Source organism: Rhodobacter sp. (assembly GCA_020637515.1).
Taxonomy (GTDB): Bacteria; Pseudomonadota; Alphaproteobacteria; order Rhodobacterales; family Rhodobacteraceae; genus Pararhodobacter.
The window spans coordinates 2,024,993-2,039,990 of record JACKKG010000001.1 but is presented as its reverse complement, the minus strand read 5'-3'; the positions used below and the strand labels follow the sequence as shown (position 1 = coordinate 2,039,990).

Genomic DNA, 14,998 nt, shown 5'->3' with positions numbered 1-14,998 from the left:
GCCAGCACGCACCCTACGAACAACCGGCGACCGCAGGGCCCCTGGGTAGGGTGCGTGCTGGCACGCACCATCGCGTCACCCCTGCGCCTCGGCCGCCAGAACGCGCGCCTGAGCGACCCAATGATCGCGCGTCACGCGACCCTTGAAGGCCTCGAGGTTGGCATCCACCCAGGCGATTTCCGCGTCCGTCCAGTTGGCGATCTGATCGAAATGCCAGAACCCCAGGCGGTTGCACAGCAGTTCCAGCTTGGGCCCTATACCCTTGATCCGCTTCAGGTCGTCGGCGGCGCCATCGCGTGGCGCGTCGAGCCGCGCGGGCCGCGTGCCGACCGCTTGGGCGGGTTCCGAGGCGGGCTCGTCCGGGGTCTCGGCGATCGCCTCGGCCCGGGGGGCTGCCAATACCGCCGCGGGTGCCGTTTCGGGTTGCGCTGCGGGTTCGGCGGCCGGAGCCGCCTGGTGCCGGGCCGCGGCAAGTTCAGCCTCGAGCGCGTCGATGCGGGCGGCGGCGTTGCGATCCTTGGCCTGACAGGCCGTCAGTTCCGCGCGCAGCCGGCCCATTTCGTCCTGGCTGGCCGCGGACGTCGTCCGACCCCGGCGTGCCCAGATCAGCCAGCCGACGAACAGACCCAGCAGCGCCGCCAACGCGATCAACGCCCAGATCTCACCCAGAAGAAAACCCCAACCGCGAAACATTCCTCGCCCTCCTGACCTAACTCACTCGATCCAGCGCACAGCCGTGCGCCGGTTGGCCGCCCGGCCTTCGTCCGTGCCGTTGTCCGCGATCGGCTCGGCGGCACCATACCCTTCGGCCGTCAGCCGCGCGGCCGGCACGCCCCGCGCGACCAGCGCCTCGCGCACCGACTGCGCGCGGGCAAGCGACAGCGCCAGGTTGGCCTCGTTCGAGCCCGTCGAATCGGTGTGCCCGCCGATCTCGGCCCTGAGCCCGGCCGCGCCGAGACAGGGGCCCAGCACCCCGGCCAACGCGTTGACCGCCGACCGTGCATGGGCGTCGAGCCGCGACGACCCGGTCACGAAACCGATGCGGTTCGCGCCCAGAACGCGCGTCGTCTCGGTCGCGCAGCTCTGCGGGTCCGGTGTGAAATCGGCCGCGGGCAGCCAGTAACCGCCGGCCAGAACCTCGGTCCGGCCGCTCAGCGCGTTGAACCGCTCGGCGCCGGTCTCGCCCTCGGCCGGAACCGGGTGCAGGCTCAGCGTCACGCCGTCCATCGCGCCGTCAAGCGACTGCGCCAGCGCCCCGCCCAGCAGATCCAGGTCCGCACCCGCGCCAAAGCCGGCATCGACCCGCGTGCCATCGGGCGCGACGGTGACATCCAGCGTTTCGACCTCGGGCAGCCAGGGGGCGAGCCGGGCGAGGACCGGCGAAGCCTGCCCCGGCTCTCCGGTCAGGGCCTGCGTGGCCGACGCGTCGATATCCGCAAGTCCCAGCGCCGTGGCGATATCGCCGGCAGCGACGCCGCGCGGCAACTTGCCTTCGACCCAGGGGCCCGATTGCACGGTGTAATGCACCGCGTAACGGGGCGGCGAGCCGTCGTCCACATAGGTCAGATCCAGCGTCGAGGTATATCCCTCGGGCAGTTCGGCGGCGACGGCGGCGCGCGCGGCCTCGCCCTCGGCCGGGGTCAGCGCGGTGCCGGTGAGCGTCAGCGCACGCCCCGACACCTCGAACCGGCCCGACTGCAATTCGTGCACGCCCGCGATCCCGGCCAGCACGGCGTGGACCCATTGCCCGTCGGGTGCACCGGCCGCCAGCGTCAGATTTTGCGCGCCGAGCCGGCCCAGCGCCTCGCGCACGGCCTCGGTCGGGGCATGGCCCTGCGCCACCAGCGCGCCGTCGGCCCACGCCCCCGAGAGCGTGTAGGGATCGGCCACCGGCAGCACCTGCAATGCGTCCTGCACCACGCGCCGCCCGTCGATCGCATCCAGCGCGGCGATCAGCCGGTCATGTTCCGCCGGACCGTCCGCCAGCCCCGTGGCGGTAATGTCGCGCCCCGAAACCGTCGCGGTGGCGCCGTGAACGGACCCTGCCATCGCCATGTCGGCGTTGTGCTGCAAGACGGTCTGCATGAACGGCGCGTATTCCTGACGCGCCCACCAACCCAGCGCGACGCCGCCAACCGCCAAAACCACCAGACCCACAGCCAGACGCATGGCCACCTCCACGACACGAACCCGTGAGCCTGACTAGCACAGCCTTTTGGAAAAACAAATCCGTGTCGTCGCAGGGCCGGCCCCGGGCCTAGCCGTGCAGCCCGGCCCAGCGTTCGATCAGATCCTGTTGCAGCGCCCGCGCCCGGCCGGTCCAGGCCCGCGTGCCGGTCGGGCGTTCGCTGTCGTCGTCGCGAATCCGTCGGCGCGCCGCCATGTCGGCGCTGATGATCGAAAACACCATCGCCCGCCCGCCCCGAGGCTGCGCATAGCCCGCCAGCGCCGAAACGAAGTTGAGCGTGCCGGTCTTGGCGTGGACCGCGACCGGAGGGCTTTGCAGGACCTGCCCGTCCTCGCTGCGCATCGGGTGCTCGCGCAGGAGCGTCGGCAGGATCCCCTCGCGCCCGGCGGCCAGCAGATAGGTCGCCATGGCCCGCGGCGCCAAGCGCGAGCCCTCTTCCAGCCCCGAATGATCGACCAGCGCAAGCCCCGCGGCGCCGTAGCGATCGGCCAGCCAGGCGTTCATGCTCTCGGCCGACAGGTGCAGGTTGCGGGGCCGCACGCCTTGTCGCATCGAGGACGACAGCCCGACGCATTCGGCGGTGATGTTGGTGGAAAAGCGCAGCATCTCGCGCAGCACGCTGGTCAGCGGAGCCGAGCGGACCTCGGCCAGGACGGTGCCCTGTGGCGCGGTGCTGTGGCGGGCCTGGGGCAGGTGGCAGCCGCGCGCGGCCAGCAGCGCGCGGAACACGTCGGCGGCATAGACCCCGGGCTGTCGCACCGGCAACCAGCGCGACCCCGTGCGGCCCAATGCGCTGGCGGCCACCGTCCAGTGCTCGCGCCCGCCGCGAATGTCGTGGGTATAGACCGGCAGGTCGCGCTGCGCGGCGCGGATGTCGATCACCGAGACCGGCGGCACCTCGCGGTCCGAACGCGCGTCCATCGACAGCCGGGCCTCGCGACCCTGCACCTCCCAACCGAAATAGACGCGGTTGAAGTTCAGGTTCAGACCCGACAACGCCGGATTGTAGCCGGCCGACACCGGCTGGTCGGGGTCGATCGCGGCGATTGCGGGCAAGGCGGTCTCATCGACCAGAAAGCGCCCCTCGACCCGGCGCAGGCCTTGCTGGATCACCGCGTCGGCCAACCGCGCAAGCCCCTCGGTCTGCAAGGTCGGATCGCCACCGCCCCGCAAGATCAGGTCGCCCGTCAGCGTGCCGTTGCGGATCGTGCCGCCCGACAGTTCGACCCGGGTCACAAACCGGTGCTCGGCGCCGAGGGTGTGCAGCGCATACATCGTCGTCAACGCCTTGGCGGTCGAGGCCGGAGGCAGGCGCAGATCGGCGCGATGTTCCTCGATCACGGCACCCGTTTCGGCGTCCAGCGCGATCACCGCCGTCTCACCGGACAGGCCGGACCGTTCCAGCAGGTCTACCAGGCTTCCGGTGGGTTGCGCGGGCCGGGCCGCGCGCGTCGCCAGATCGGTCAGCGCCGGAACCCCTGCCGGCCGGGCCGGCGGCACCGGCGACCGGCTGGGCGCGTTGGCCAGAGTCGGCGCGGCGGCCGTCGCAAACAGGCCAGCCAACACAGAGCGCCGCGTCACCGCGGAACGGTCGATGGTCATCGTCAAACCTTGCCTTCATCAAATACGGGCCGCCGACCGTGTCCACGCGCCCGTATCAACCTTACATGAAATCTGCCCGCAAAAAGGGGTTAATTCGGGGCGCAATCCGGACGCGGCCGGGGCAAATCCCTGGCACGGCCTAACGCGGCGGGCGGGTCTGGCCCTGCGCCGCGCGCAACGCGCTCGAGGAGTCGGCGCGCATCGGCATGTCCAGATAGACCCAGGCCGGAGGCGTCCTCAGCCCCAGCGCATGGCCCTGGGACGGCGACACGCGCGCGGCCTGAAAGCGGCGCGCGGCGGGGGCGGTCAGCGCCTTCAGCCGCTGCCCCGGGCGGGCAAAGACGGCGACGGGCACACGGGCCATGATCTCGGGCCATCGGTCCCAGCGGTGAAACCCGGCAAGATTGTCGGCGCCCATCAGCCAGACAAAGCGCACCCGCGGCCAGGCCCTTTGCAGCGCGGCCAGGGTGTCAACGGTGGCGCGGGTTCCAAAACGCGATTCGAGATCGGTGATTCGCACCCGCGGGTGGCGCATCCGTGCCCGGCAGGCGGCGAGGCGCGCGTCCAGCGGCGCGGGGGCGTGCGACTTGATCGGATTGCCGGGACTGACCAGCCACCAGACCTGATCCAGCCCCAGCCGTTTCAGCGCCTCGCGCGTCAGATGGACGTGACCGGAATGCGGGGGATCAAAGGACCCCCCCAGCAAGCCGATGACCTGACCCGGTTCCGCCCAAGGGCGCGCCATGGCGTTCACTCCCGCGTGATGTTCGCGGCACAGTGCAGGGAATCGCGCCAAAGGCCAAGGGGGGCAACGCCGGTCCGGGGGGCCGGGCGGCCATCGGCACGCCTGGCCGCTCGGACCGTGCTCAATACCATTGATCCGCGACCGCCTCCTTGCGCCGCGCCATGAAATCGCGCAGCGCCTCGTCGATGCCGGGGTCCAGTGCGGGGGCCTGATACTCGTCCAGAACCCGTTTCCAGCGCCGGTTGGCGCGGGTCGCGGCATCGGTGCTGCCGGCGGCCTCCCATTTTTCAAAGGGTTCGTTGTCGCTGAGTTCGCTGTCCCAGAACGCGGTCTCGTAATTGGCCAGGGTGTGTTGGCAGCCGAAAAAGTGATTGCCCGGTCCGACCTCGGCGAAGGCATCAACCGCGAGGGCATTGTCATCGACCGAGACCCCCTTGAGATAGGCGTGCATCGCGCCGCACAGATCGGCGTCCAGCATGAATTTCTCGTAGGACATCGACAGCAGCCCGTCCAGGAAGCCGGCCGAATGCAGGATATAGTTCGCCCCACATTGCACGGCGGCCAGCATCGACATCGTGCCCTCCATCATCGCCTGCGCGTCGGGCAGCTTCGCGTTGGTGAAATTGCCCGAACAGCGCAGCGGCAGGCCCAGCCGACGCGCGAGTTGCCCCACCACCATGCTGCCGATCGCCGGTTCCGGCGTGCCGAAGGTCGGCGACCCCGAGCGCAGGGACATCGACGAGAGGAAGTTGCCGAAGACGACGGGCGCGCCGGGCCGCTCCAACTGGATCAGCGCGCAACCCGCCATCGTTTCGGCGAGAGACTGGGCGATGGCGCCGGCGTTGGTCACCGGCCCCATGGCGCCGCCCAGGATGAAGGGCACCAGCACAGTCCCCTGCCCCGCCCGCGCATAGGCGCGCATCCCCTTGGTCATGGTGCCATCCCAGACCAGCGGCGAGTTGACGTTGAAATTGCCCATGATGACGCAGTTCTGGTCGGCAAAGGCGTCCCCGAACACCAGACGCGCCATGGCGATGCTGTCCTCGGCCCGATCCGCGGCCGTGACCGACCCCAGAAAGGCCCGGTCGGAATAGCGGATATGGGCATAGACCATGTCCAGATGGCGCTTGTTCACCGCGATGTCCGTCGGCTCGCAGATTGTCCCGCCCGAGTGATGCAGCCAGGGGCTCGACTGCGCGAGCTTCACGAAATTCTCGAAGTCGTCCAGCGTGCCGAAGCGCCGGCCACGGTCCAGATCCATCACGAAGGGGCTGCCGTAGGCGGGGGCAAAAACCACGTTCCGGCCGCCGATCCGCACCGAATTGGCCGGGTTTCTGGCGTGCTGGGTGAATTCGGACGGCGCGGTCTTCAGGATCTCGCGCAGCATCCCCGGCTCGAACCGCACGCGCACGCCGTCCACCCGCGCGCCGGCCTTGCGCCACAGCGCCAGGGCCTCGTCGTCGTCGCGAAAGTCGATGCCGGTTTCCGCCAGGATCCGGTCGGCTGCGTGTTCGATGCGCAGCAGCGCCTCTTCGGACAGGATGTCATAGGTCGGGATGCCGCGCACGATATAGGGCGCGCGGGCGACCTGAGGGGCGCTGCGGTCCGCCCGGCGGGCGGCGCGGCCGGAACGGGCACGGGGGGTCGGTTCGGCAAGGCTCATCGGACACCTGTGAGGGTTGGGTGCGCTCACGCTAGGACCGGGGCGGCGCCTTGTGACGCGCAGAAATGCGGCGGGTTTGAATGATCTGGGCTTATGGCTGAGCCGCCACGAAGGCGGCGACCAGCCAGTCGGTGAAGACCCGCGCGGCCTTGCCCGGGTTGCGGGTCGCGGGGACCAGCAGCATGTTCACTTCGTCGGGCACGACCTCGGCCTGACCAAGCCGCACCAGGCGCCCATCCTCGAGATGCCCACCGACCAGCGCCTGCCAGCCCATGGCCACCCCCTCGCCACCGATCGCGGCATAGATGGCGTCGGAATACTGGCTGAAACGCAGCGCGCTGGGGCGCGCCAGCGGCGGCAACCCGGCAAGCTGCGCCCACCGCCGCCAGCCCAGCCAGGTCGGCTCGACCCAATCGCAGGCGATCAGCGGCATCTGGTCCAGGGACAGGCCCCGCCGGGCCAGCGCCGGCGCGCAGACGGGAAAGACCCGCTCGGGCAGTTCGGCCAGCAACCGGCCCCCGTCCACCGGCGGGCGCCCGTAATGAATCAGCACATCCACGCTGTCCTTGCGCAGGTCGAAACCGCTGTCTTGCGAGACCAGCCTCAGTTGCACCTCAGGGTGCGCGGCGCGAAATGCGGGCAGACGCGGCAGCAACCAGAAATGGGTGAAGGCCAGCGTCGCGCCCACCGTCACGGTCTTTCCCTGCACCGGGCGGCGGATGGTATCCAGCGCCTCGGTCACCTGGTCGAAGGCGCCGGTCAGCGCGCGCGCCAGCACCAGCCCGGCGGGCGTCAGCTCCACCCGGCGATGGCCGCGCACGAACAGCGGCATGTTCAGCTCGGCCTCGAGCAGCTTGATCTGGCGCGACACCGCCGCCTGGGTGACCCCCAGTTCCTCGGCCGCGCGGGTGAACCCCATGAGCCGCGCCGCGGCCTCGAATGTGGCCAGCGCGCCCAGCGATGAAATCGACCGCCTGAGCCCCGCCATGACACCCCATTTCGCATAAACCCCGGTCATGCCAGTCTGGCGCAGAATTCCGGTTGTGGAAAGCCCCCCGCTCGCGCCAATCTGAGCCACGGAACCAACCCGGATTGTGCCATGTCGACCGACCCCCTGCTGCAACCCTTTCAGCTCAAGCACCTGACGCTCAGGAACCGGCTGTTCATCTCGGCGCACGAGCCCGCCTATCCCGAAGACGGGATGCCCAAGGGCCGCTACCGCGCCTATCACGTCGAGCGCGCGCGGGGCGGTGTCGCGCTGACGATGACCGCGGGCTCGGCCAGCGTCTCGCGCGACAGCCCGCCGGTGTTCAACAACATCCTCGCCTGGAAAGACGAGGTCGTGCCGCATCTGCGCGCGATGACCGACGCCGTCCATGACGAGGGCGCGGCGATCATGATCCAGCTCACCCACCTGGGCCGGCGCACCCGATGGGACAAGGGCGACTGGCTGCCCGTCCTGTCGCCAAGCCACGAACGCGAACCCGCGCACCGCGCCTTTACCAAGAAGATGGAAGACTGGGACATCGAGCGCGTCATCCAGGATTATGCCGACGCCGCCGAAAGGATGCAGGCGGGTGGCATGGATGGGGTCGAGTTCGAATGCTACGGCCACCTCATGGACCAGTTCATCTCGCCCCTGACCAATCGGCTCGAGGCCCCCTGGGGCGGCACGCTGGATCATCGCATGGCCTTTCCGCTGGCGGTGCTGAAAGCCTGTCGCGCGCGTGTCGGGGACGCGTTTCTGCTGGGCGTGCGCTACGTCGCCGATGAACGCCTGCCTGGCGGTATCGATGCCGCCGAGGGGATCGAGGTCGGCCGCCGGTTCAAGCAATCGGGCCTGGTCGATTTCCTCAACGTGATCCGCGGCCATATCGACACCGACCCCGGCCTGACCGACGTCATCCCGATCCAGGGGATGCCCGCCTCACCGCATCTCGATTTCGCGGGCGAAGTGCGCCAGGCCGTGGACGTGCCGATCTTCCACGCCGCGCGCGTGCCGGATGTGGCGACCGCGCGCCACGCCATTGCCGCGGGCAAGGTGGACATGATCGGCATGACCCGCGCCCACCTGACCGAACCCCACCTGGTGCGCAAGATCCGCGCCGGACACGAGGACCGCATTCGCCCCTGCGTCGGCGCGAACTATTGCCTCGACCGGATCTATCAGGGCGGTCTGGCCTTCTGCATCCACAACGCGGCCTCGGGACGCGAGGAGACCCTGCCGCAGGACATCGCGCCCGCCCCCGCCCGCAAACGGGTGGTGGTGGTCGGCGCGGGTCCCGCCGGCCTGGAAGCGGCGCGCGTCGCCAGCCAACGCGGCCATGCCGTCACGGTGTTCGAGGCCGCGGACCAGCCGGGCGGCCAGATCCGACTGACCGCGCAAAGTCCCAGGAAAAGGGAGATGATGGGCATCATCGACTGGCGCATGGCCGAATGTTCGCGCGCGGGGGTTAATTTCCGGTTCAACACCTATGCCGAACCCGAAACCGTCCTCGACGAAAGCCCCGACATCGTCGTGATCGCCACGGGCGGCCTGCCCAACACCGCCATCTTGCAATCCGGCAACGACCTGGTCGTTTCGGCCTGGGACATCCTGTCCGGCGATGCAAAGCCCGGCCGCTCGGTGCTGGTGTTTGACGACGCGGGCGATCACGCCGGGATGCAAGCCGCGGAAATGATTTCCGAAACCGGCGCCACCGTCGAAGTCATGACGCCTGACCGCGCCTTTGCGCCTGAGGTCATGGCGATGAACCTGGTGCCCTATATGCGCGCCATGCAACCACGCGGCGTGACATTCACCGTCACCTGGCGCCTCCTCGGCGTCGAACGCCACGGCAACGCCCTGAAGGCCACGATCGGCAGCGACTACGGCCCCGTGACGCAAGAGCGCATCGTCGATCAGGTGGTGATCAACCATGGCACGCTGCCGCTCGACGACCTCTATTTCGCGCTGAAACCCCTGTCGCGGAACCTGGGCGCACTGGACCATGAGGCCCTCGTCGCGCAGCAACCGCAATCCCTGGCCCCCAATCCCCAAGGCCGCTTCCAGCTCTGGCGCATCGGTGACGCCGTCGCCTCGCGCAACACCCACGCCGCGATCCTCGACGCGCTGCGGCTGATGGCCGTCCACTAGAAACGGGCGCGGCAGGCCCTCGACGGCCCACCGCGCCCGATCCACCCGTCACCCTCGGTGCCCGGGGATTTTCAAGGGGGCATGCCCCCTTGAAGCGGGGGAGCGGGGGGCGGCAGCCCCCCGCCCCTCACGTTACATCGCAGGTTCGACCGGACGCGCGTCCTCGGCCCGGCGGCGGGCCCGATCGTCCATGAACTGGTCGAATTCGGCCTTGTCCTTGGCATCCCGCAACCGCTTCAGGAACGCGGCGAACGCATCCTGTTCCTCTTCCAGACGGCGCAGCGTGTCGGCCTTGTAGCTGTCAAAGGCCGCATTGCCCGAGGGCTGATGCATCGCCCAGGCCTGACGGTGGTGGCTGTGGGCGCGGTTGCGGCAGTTCTTTCCAAACATCTGTTTTCCCCAGATCATGTAAGCGAGAAGTGCGAGGCCGATCGGCCAGAATACGATGAAGCCAAGGACCATCGCGGCGATCCAGGCTCCTCTGCCCCGTTCGTCCAGCCAGGTCTCTGCGCGGCCGGGCCAGGAAGCGATGGCGGTCATGTGTGTCTCCTTCGTTGCTAGTGTTAATGTTATTTACATTAACATAGATGGAGACCCAACGTCGAGGTTCAAGACCGCGGCCAGAACTTTTTGTGCGTGTGTGCGTTGACAGGGAGTTTTGCAGAGATGCGGGAACAGCTGGGAAAAGCCGGGAACAGGTGGTTAAAGCCATGAAGAAAAAGGATTTAATGGACCCCGGCAGCCAGGGCTGCGACGAGGTGGAAACTTGCAGAAATCCCCCGAAAATCGTCCATCGGCACGGTGGAGCGCCCTCCCGGGCGCGGCGCTCAAACCGGGCTTGAACGCTGTTTTCAAAGGGATTTTCACGCAACAGCGCAAAGCGCACGTGAATCGGAACATGCACGTTGGCGTGCAGGTTCGGTTCGCGCCGTGCATGCTCGCTGTAAGCCTTTGAAATATCAAGGAACCGGCGTCCACGTGCGGCCAATTTCTCTGCGCCGAACATGCACGGCTTTTTCACCCCAGCGCGCCCTGCCCCTGCTTGCAGAATCGACGCCGAGCAGGGGATGCTTGACCATGACCAGGACCGCAAAGCCACCGAGAGAACGCGCCGCCAGGGCGCTGTGCAGGCTGCATGGCCACCGTCCCGACACGCGCTTCGACGGCAAGGCCATGTGGGAGAGCTACCTGGACGAGGTAGACACCGTGATCGCTTCGGCGATGGGAGAGGAAACCTTGCGCAACATGAAGGACGCGGAATGATCCGAAAGGGCGGATTTTGTTGAAAAAGTCGGCCTGAGAACGCGTTTTGAGCTGCCCTCAGGCTCGGGTGTCGCCGTTTGGTTCGGACAATCGCCCGTCGCGCCGCCTTGTGGCGTCTATCTGGCCGCTCAGATCATGCCGTGGCCTCCGGGTTGGCTAACTGAGGCCGCAGCTTGGCGAGTTTTCGGAGGTTCTGGGCGATGGCGGCGAGGAGGAATTCGTCCTTCGCACCATTGGGGCCGCGCAGGCGTAGCCGGGTCAGGCCGAGGATACGCTTCAGATGGGCGAAGAGCATCTCTACTTTCTTCCGCTTGTCTCGGGATACCTCGTAAGCCTTGGTCTTGCGGCATGCGCGGGCGAACTCGCGTGCTTCCTCGTGGGGTTCACGGGTGACGTATCGGGCCTCCGCTTTCGGGCAGCAGATTTCCTTGGATGGACAGGCCTGACATGTCGCCTTCGAGGCACGATATTTCTTCCGCCCGCCGGTGTCCTGACCCCGGTTCGGATCGGAGTAGTTCCGGCGATACTGCCTGAGGGCGTGTCCCTCGGGGCAGATGTATTGATCGTTCGCCTCGTCCCATTCGAAGTCGGATCTGGACCAGGTGCCATCGGTCCGCTCCGACTTATCGATCACCGGGATGAAGGGGATGATGCTCCGCTGCTCAACCAGCCATCCGAGGTTCTCGGCGTTGCCATAGGCAGTGTCGGCCGCCAGCCAATCCGGCCTGATCCCGAACCGTTTCTCGGTTCTGTCGAGCATCGTGCGCGACGCCCCGACTTCGGCCTGGCGAATGGCGCGCGTCGCCTCAACATCCATGATTACCGAGCTTTTGGTGTCGATCAGGTAGTTGGTGGCGTAAGCAAAATAGGGGCGACTTTCCTCGGCACGGGTCCATTGCGCCGCCGGGTCGGACTTGGCCACGAACTTCGGCTGGGTCGGTGACGCGGCGCCGAAGGCGGCATCATCCAGCGTTTCCAGATATTCCCGCGCTGCCCGGTTCCCAGCCTCGCGCGCGACCTCAGGGCTCCAGTCTTCGGCTGCGATTGACCGAGCCTTGTTGGCGTCAGCGGAGATCAGGCTGGCATCCACGGCAAAGCCCTCGCCGGATACCAGGTCCTCCCTCAGGCACCGCTCCACCGTGGCCTCGAAGACCTGTCGCAGCAGATTGCTGTCGCGAAACTTGCCATGGCGATACCGAGAGAACGTCGAGTGATCCGGGACCTTCCCCTCCAGGCCCAGCCGACAGAACCACCGATAGGCGAGGTTCAGATGGACCTCGTCGCAGAGGCGACGTTCCGATCGGATGCCCATGACGTAACCAATGACCAGCATCCGGATGATCAGTTCTGGATCGATCGAAGGACGCCCGAGGTGGCTGTAGAAGGGGCGAAGGGCCTCCCGCATCCCATCCACGTCGAGAAACCTGTCGATCTCGCGAAGCATATGACCGGAAGGAACATGACGCTCCAGATCGAAGTCATAGAACAGCTGTGCCGGTGCCGTTTGTGTGCCCATCATGTCGAAATCCTCCGATCCCCTCATAATCAAGTGAATCAAAGGACTTGCCGCACTGCAATAAAGACTTTTTCAACAGCATCGGCGGATTGCGGACCTTCGCTGCAGGCAGCAACAACGTCTACTTTAGAAGGCTCCGCAACAGTGTTTAAAACGCTTGCCACTACCGCATGCGCATACCGAGTTTCGCCTCCGGCTGGTGTCAATTACCCGCGATGTTCGGCCTTTACCCGCTAGACTGAATGAAACTCTGCCCCCTCCGGTGCCAAATATCAATGTATTGTTAACAGCGACAATGGCGGCAGTGCAATCAACGAAATCAAACCTTTGAACAGAGTCAGTCTGTCCATCCGGCCGACGTATGTACAAATTTCCAGAATCAATCCAGAATCTATAGCCCTCGATGCTCATATCCATTCGGTCGATATACAAGTCACCAGGAGGTTCAGTGCGGATAACAAGGGCTATCTCACGCGGACCATTTCGGATTGTTGTTGTCTTGCCGATCACTTCGACATCCCAGCTTTCTTTTTGCACGCGCCATTCATTGTCAACAATGCTGAATACCAATTCTCCGTGCTCATTTCTTATTTCGGCACCAATTCGAACTGGTCCTCCGGCTTCCTCAGGAGGGTGAATCCATAGAACAGGTCTTGAATTGACTGAAATAATGGATTCACAATTCTTGACACTCATAGGGCCAATATGAATCGTGGGTGCGGAAGATCCGACATCCAAAGCCTCAAATGAAAACCCTGCTTTGAAGGCAGCGGGCTCCCTCATCGCATCCTTTACACTTTCCTTCGAAAGTTGACCTCGAGTGACCTTACCGTGACAGCGAATACATAAGAACGTCATGCAGTTGGGGTCGTGTATTTCAGCGTCGACATATGTAGGATCAACGTGCTCGTAATCACCAATCGCCAAGCCACAGACCACGCAGCCAAATCCCGAGTTCTTTCGGATTGTTCTGCGAACACTTGATTCAGGGCGGCGTCTTAAACCAAATCTGTTCACCTCATTCATGCTTGACCACCTCCGTTTGTACATCGTCGGAAGAATTTCGTTCTGCACAGCCGACGCTAGCGATTAGACAATGCAGCGGCAATGCATCAACGTCTGCAACGACGGGCTGCAACGCAGCACTTGATATTGCCACCAATGACCGCTCTGGGCCGCAAGCGGTCACCCCCATTTGTGCCCGGACCAGACCACCTGGCCGACGATGTTCTGGCTGACGGCGTTCATGGCTTCGCCGGTGCGGTGTTCCGGCGGGTGCTCGGGGTTGTCGCTGCGCAGGATGATCGCGGCGTCGGGGATCACCTCGAGCCGCTTGATCCTGAGCGCGTCTGCCTCGCGGAAGACGTAGATCTGGCCTGAGCGGATCTGCGTCTTGCGCCGGTCGATCATCACCAGGTCGCCGTCATAGAGGCTGGGCCGCATGCTGTCGCCGCGCACGTTGATCAGGATGCTGTCGCCGGCGCTGATGCCGTTCTGCTCGAGCCAGCGCTTCGAGAAGGCCAGGTGATCGACGGGCGGACCGTCGAGGTTGATCACCCCGTCGCCCGCGGCACCGGCGGCATCGTAACGGGCAACGGTGGCGAAGGCTTCCCCTGAGACGGTGGTCGAGGGTGCTGGTGTTAGGTCGCGCCGAGGGCCGAAGTAGAGTTCGAGGTTAAGAGCGTCGGCGAGGGCAGAGAGCCTGTCTGCGGTCGGAGAAGAGCCTCTTCTCAAATTCTGTATGGCAGCGCTGTTGCTTTGCCCGAAAGCGAGCTGCCCCAGCTGTGCTTGCGACAGCCCAAGTTCGGATCGGCGGTTTTCGATCAACGCGTATATTTCAGCCGCAGTAAGCACGGTGCAAAAATACACCAAGATGCATTTTGCACAAGCCAAGCCGTGCGGGGATAGTTTGTTTCGTGTTTGGTGTAAAAAGATATTGCTTGATCGGTGTATTTTGATACCGTTAGTGCATGGAAACGAACCACCTCACCACCCTTGCCGCAGTTCTGGCCGCCCACGTTGGGCGCTCCGAGGCGACCATTGCCAAATGGTGCGGCGTGCACACCCGGCTGTTCCGGCGCCTGAGCGAAGGCAAGGGATGCCGGGTGGACACCTATAACGACGCGTTGCGGGCCTTCTCGGATCGTTGGCCCGCTGACCTGGAATGGCCGCGCGACATCCCGCGCCCGCCCAAGGGCAAGAAGGAGGCCGCGTGATGGGCATCCTGTCTGACCTTTGGGGCTTTACTGTAGACCGCGCGGTCTGGGGTCTATTGCGTCTGCAGCCACGTTGCGCGTTGCGTCCCGAAGGCGCTGCAAGAATTGCGCTGCTGCCGGTCCCCGCATCGCAAACCCAATCGGCACTGTCTGACCGCCAAGGTCGGCGCTGGTTCCCCGAACCACGTGTGTTTGGGTTTGTTCAAACCATTCGACGTGAATGGGTTGAAAAAGCTCCATCCAGCCCTGATCGCTCATCGAAATCCCCTTCCGTTCCGGTTGTTGGCGCACCGGATGGTAGGGGCGGCCCGGCGCGGGGGAAAGCAGCTCGTCCCTCGCGCCGGTGCCCGCCGAAAGGGGGTGCGTGATGGCAAGAAGGACCAATGGCACCCCTGGGCGCATGCACGCAAAGGCCAGGCGCGACTGGCTCAAGGCTGAACGCACCATGCACAAGAGGGCGCTTGTCGTTGCAGCGGGTGGTGACCGTGAGGCAGCCGAGCAATTGGCGGGCATTCAAATCGTCTCCTTTCGGGGTGTTCGAAAGGGGATGAGAGGTGTCGGGGGGCGCTGGAACGCCCTCCGGCACCGCCATGATCGTCGCTGGTCTCCGGCGAGACCAGGCACAAGGGTTTGTGCCCGCATCGGGGCCGGCGCGATGCCTGCCCTGTC

General features: G+C 65.8%; 13 protein-coding genes. 3 read left to right on the top strand and 10 right to left on the bottom strand.

Annotation, left to right across the window (positions count from 1 at the left end):
* Positions 1 to 75 precede the first annotated feature (75 nt).
* The 6 genes from H6900_10005 to H6900_09980 form a co-directional block, all read right to left on the bottom strand.
* Entirely contained in the window at positions 76 to 693 is a 618-nt protein-coding gene (locus H6900_10005) for a hypothetical protein (protein MCC0073608.1), read from the bottom strand.
* Positions 694 to 714: 21 nt separating this feature from the next.
* Complete coding sequence (locus H6900_10000; protein MCC0073607.1) at positions 715 to 2,169, bottom strand: OmpA family protein; 1,455 nt, start codon at positions 2,167 to 2,169, stop codon at positions 715 to 717.
* An 88-nt stretch (positions 2,170 to 2,257) separates the two neighbouring features.
* Entirely contained in the window at positions 2,258 to 3,790 is a 1,533-nt protein-coding gene (gene dacB / locus H6900_09995; GenBank protein MCC0073606.1) for a D-alanyl-D-alanine carboxypeptidase/D-alanyl-D-alanine-endopeptidase, read from the bottom strand.
* Between the two features lie 139 nt (positions 3,791 to 3,929).
* The gene (locus tag H6900_09990) at positions 3,930 to 4,535 is read right to left on the bottom strand and encodes a nicotinate-nucleotide adenylyltransferase (GenBank protein ID MCC0073605.1); all 606 of its coding nucleotides are present in this window, start codon (positions 4,533 to 4,535) and stop codon (positions 3,930 to 3,932) included.
* A 121-nt stretch (positions 4,536 to 4,656) separates the two neighbouring features.
* Positions 4,657 to 6,198 (bottom strand): trimethylamine methyltransferase family protein, encoded by a 1,542-nt coding sequence (locus H6900_09985; protein ID MCC0073604.1) that lies wholly within the window; start codon positions 6,196 to 6,198, stop codon positions 4,657 to 4,659.
* A gap of 91 nt (positions 6,199 to 6,289) precedes the next feature.
* A complete protein-coding gene (locus tag H6900_09980; GenBank protein ID MCC0073603.1) occupies positions 6,290 to 7,186 on the bottom strand; it encodes a LysR family transcriptional regulator in 897 nt (298 codons plus the stop codon).
* Between the two features lie 111 nt (positions 7,187 to 7,297).
* Between H6900_09980 and H6900_09975 the strand changes: the two genes are divergently transcribed.
* A complete protein-coding gene (locus tag H6900_09975; GenBank protein ID MCC0073602.1) occupies positions 7,298 to 9,334 on the top strand; it encodes an NADH:flavin oxidoreductase in 2,037 nt (678 codons plus the stop codon).
* Between the two features lie 132 nt (positions 9,335 to 9,466).
* Here the strand turns inward: H6900_09975 and H6900_09970 are convergent, their stop codons facing one another.
* Positions 9,467 to 9,874: a DUF2852 domain-containing protein gene (locus tag H6900_09970; GenBank protein ID MCC0073601.1), complete on the bottom strand. Its 408-nt coding sequence runs from the start codon at positions 9,872 to 9,874 to the stop codon at positions 9,467 to 9,469.
* A 537-nt stretch (positions 9,875 to 10,411) separates the two neighbouring features.
* On the opposite strand from H6900_09970, the gene H6900_09965 reads away from it, so the two are divergent.
* A complete protein-coding gene (locus tag H6900_09965; protein MCC0073600.1) occupies positions 10,412 to 10,597 on the top strand; it encodes a hypothetical protein in 186 nt (61 codons plus the stop codon).
* A 133-nt stretch (positions 10,598 to 10,730) separates the two neighbouring features.
* Here H6900_09965 and H6900_09960 read toward each other — a convergent pair whose 3' ends face one another.
* The 3 genes from H6900_09960 to H6900_09950 form a co-directional block, all read right to left on the bottom strand.
* Positions 10,731 to 12,116, bottom strand: coding sequence for an IS1182 family transposase (locus H6900_09960; protein MCC0073599.1), 1,386 nt, complete (start codon positions 12,114 to 12,116; stop codon positions 10,731 to 10,733).
* A 123-nt stretch (positions 12,117 to 12,239) separates the two neighbouring features.
* Positions 12,240 to 13,139 (bottom strand): SEC-C domain-containing protein, encoded by a 900-nt coding sequence (locus tag H6900_09955; GenBank protein ID MCC0073598.1) that lies wholly within the window; start codon positions 13,137 to 13,139, stop codon positions 12,240 to 12,242.
* 159 nt (positions 13,140 to 13,298) lie between these two features.
* On the bottom strand, positions 13,299 to 13,670 hold the full coding sequence (locus H6900_09950; protein MCC0073597.1) for a S24 family peptidase: 372 nt from the start codon (positions 13,668 to 13,670) through the stop codon (positions 13,299 to 13,301).
* A gap of 413 nt (positions 13,671 to 14,083) precedes the next feature.
* On the opposite strand from H6900_09950, the gene H6900_09945 reads away from it, so the two are divergent.
* Positions 14,084 to 14,329 carry a hypothetical protein gene (locus H6900_09945; protein ID MCC0073596.1) on the top strand — a complete coding sequence of 82 codons (246 nt, stop codon included), beginning with the start codon at positions 14,084 to 14,086 and terminating at the stop codon, positions 14,327 to 14,329.
* Positions 14,330 to 14,998: the final 669 nt, after the last annotated feature.

Bases quoted from the DNA above. Each gene is read 5' to 3' on its own strand.
- H6900_09970 (MCC0073601.1), bottom strand. From the start codon at position 9,874: ATGACCGCCATCGCTTCCTGGCCCGGCCGCGCAGAGACCTGGCTGGAC.
- H6900_10000 (MCC0073607.1), bottom strand. From the start codon at position 2,169: ATGCGTCTGGCTGTGGGTCTGGTGGTTTTGGCGGTTGGCGGCGTCGCG.
- H6900_09955 (MCC0073598.1), bottom strand. From the start codon at position 13,139: ATGAATGAGGTGAACAGATTTGGTTTAAGACGCCGCCCTGAATCAAGT.
- H6900_09985 (MCC0073604.1), bottom strand. From the start codon at position 6,198: ATGAGCCTTGCCGAACCGACCCCCCGTGCCCGTTCCGGCCGCGCCGCC.
- H6900_09945 (MCC0073596.1), top strand. From the start codon at position 14,084: ATGGAAACGAACCACCTCACCACCCTTGCCGCAGTTCTGGCCGCCCAC.
- H6900_09975 (MCC0073602.1), top strand. From the start codon at position 7,298: ATGTCGACCGACCCCCTGCTGCAACCCTTTCAGCTCAAGCACCTGACG.
- H6900_09980 (MCC0073603.1), bottom strand. From the start codon at position 7,186: ATGGCGGGGCTCAGGCGGTCGATTTCATCGCTGGGCGCGCTGGCCACA.
- H6900_09990 (MCC0073605.1), bottom strand. From the start codon at position 4,535: ATGGCGCGCCCTTGGGCGGAACCGGGTCAGGTCATCGGCTTGCTGGGG.
- H6900_09960 (MCC0073599.1), bottom strand. From the start codon at position 12,116: ATGATGGGCACACAAACGGCACCGGCACAGCTGTTCTATGACTTCGAT.
- H6900_09965 (MCC0073600.1), top strand. From the start codon at position 10,412: ATGACCAGGACCGCAAAGCCACCGAGAGAACGCGCCGCCAGGGCGCTG.
- dacB (MCC0073606.1), bottom strand. From the start codon at position 3,790: ATGACCATCGACCGTTCCGCGGTGACGCGGCGCTCTGTGTTGGCTGGC.
- H6900_10005 (MCC0073608.1), bottom strand. From the start codon at position 693: ATGTTTCGCGGTTGGGGTTTTCTTCTGGGTGAGATCTGGGCGTTGATC.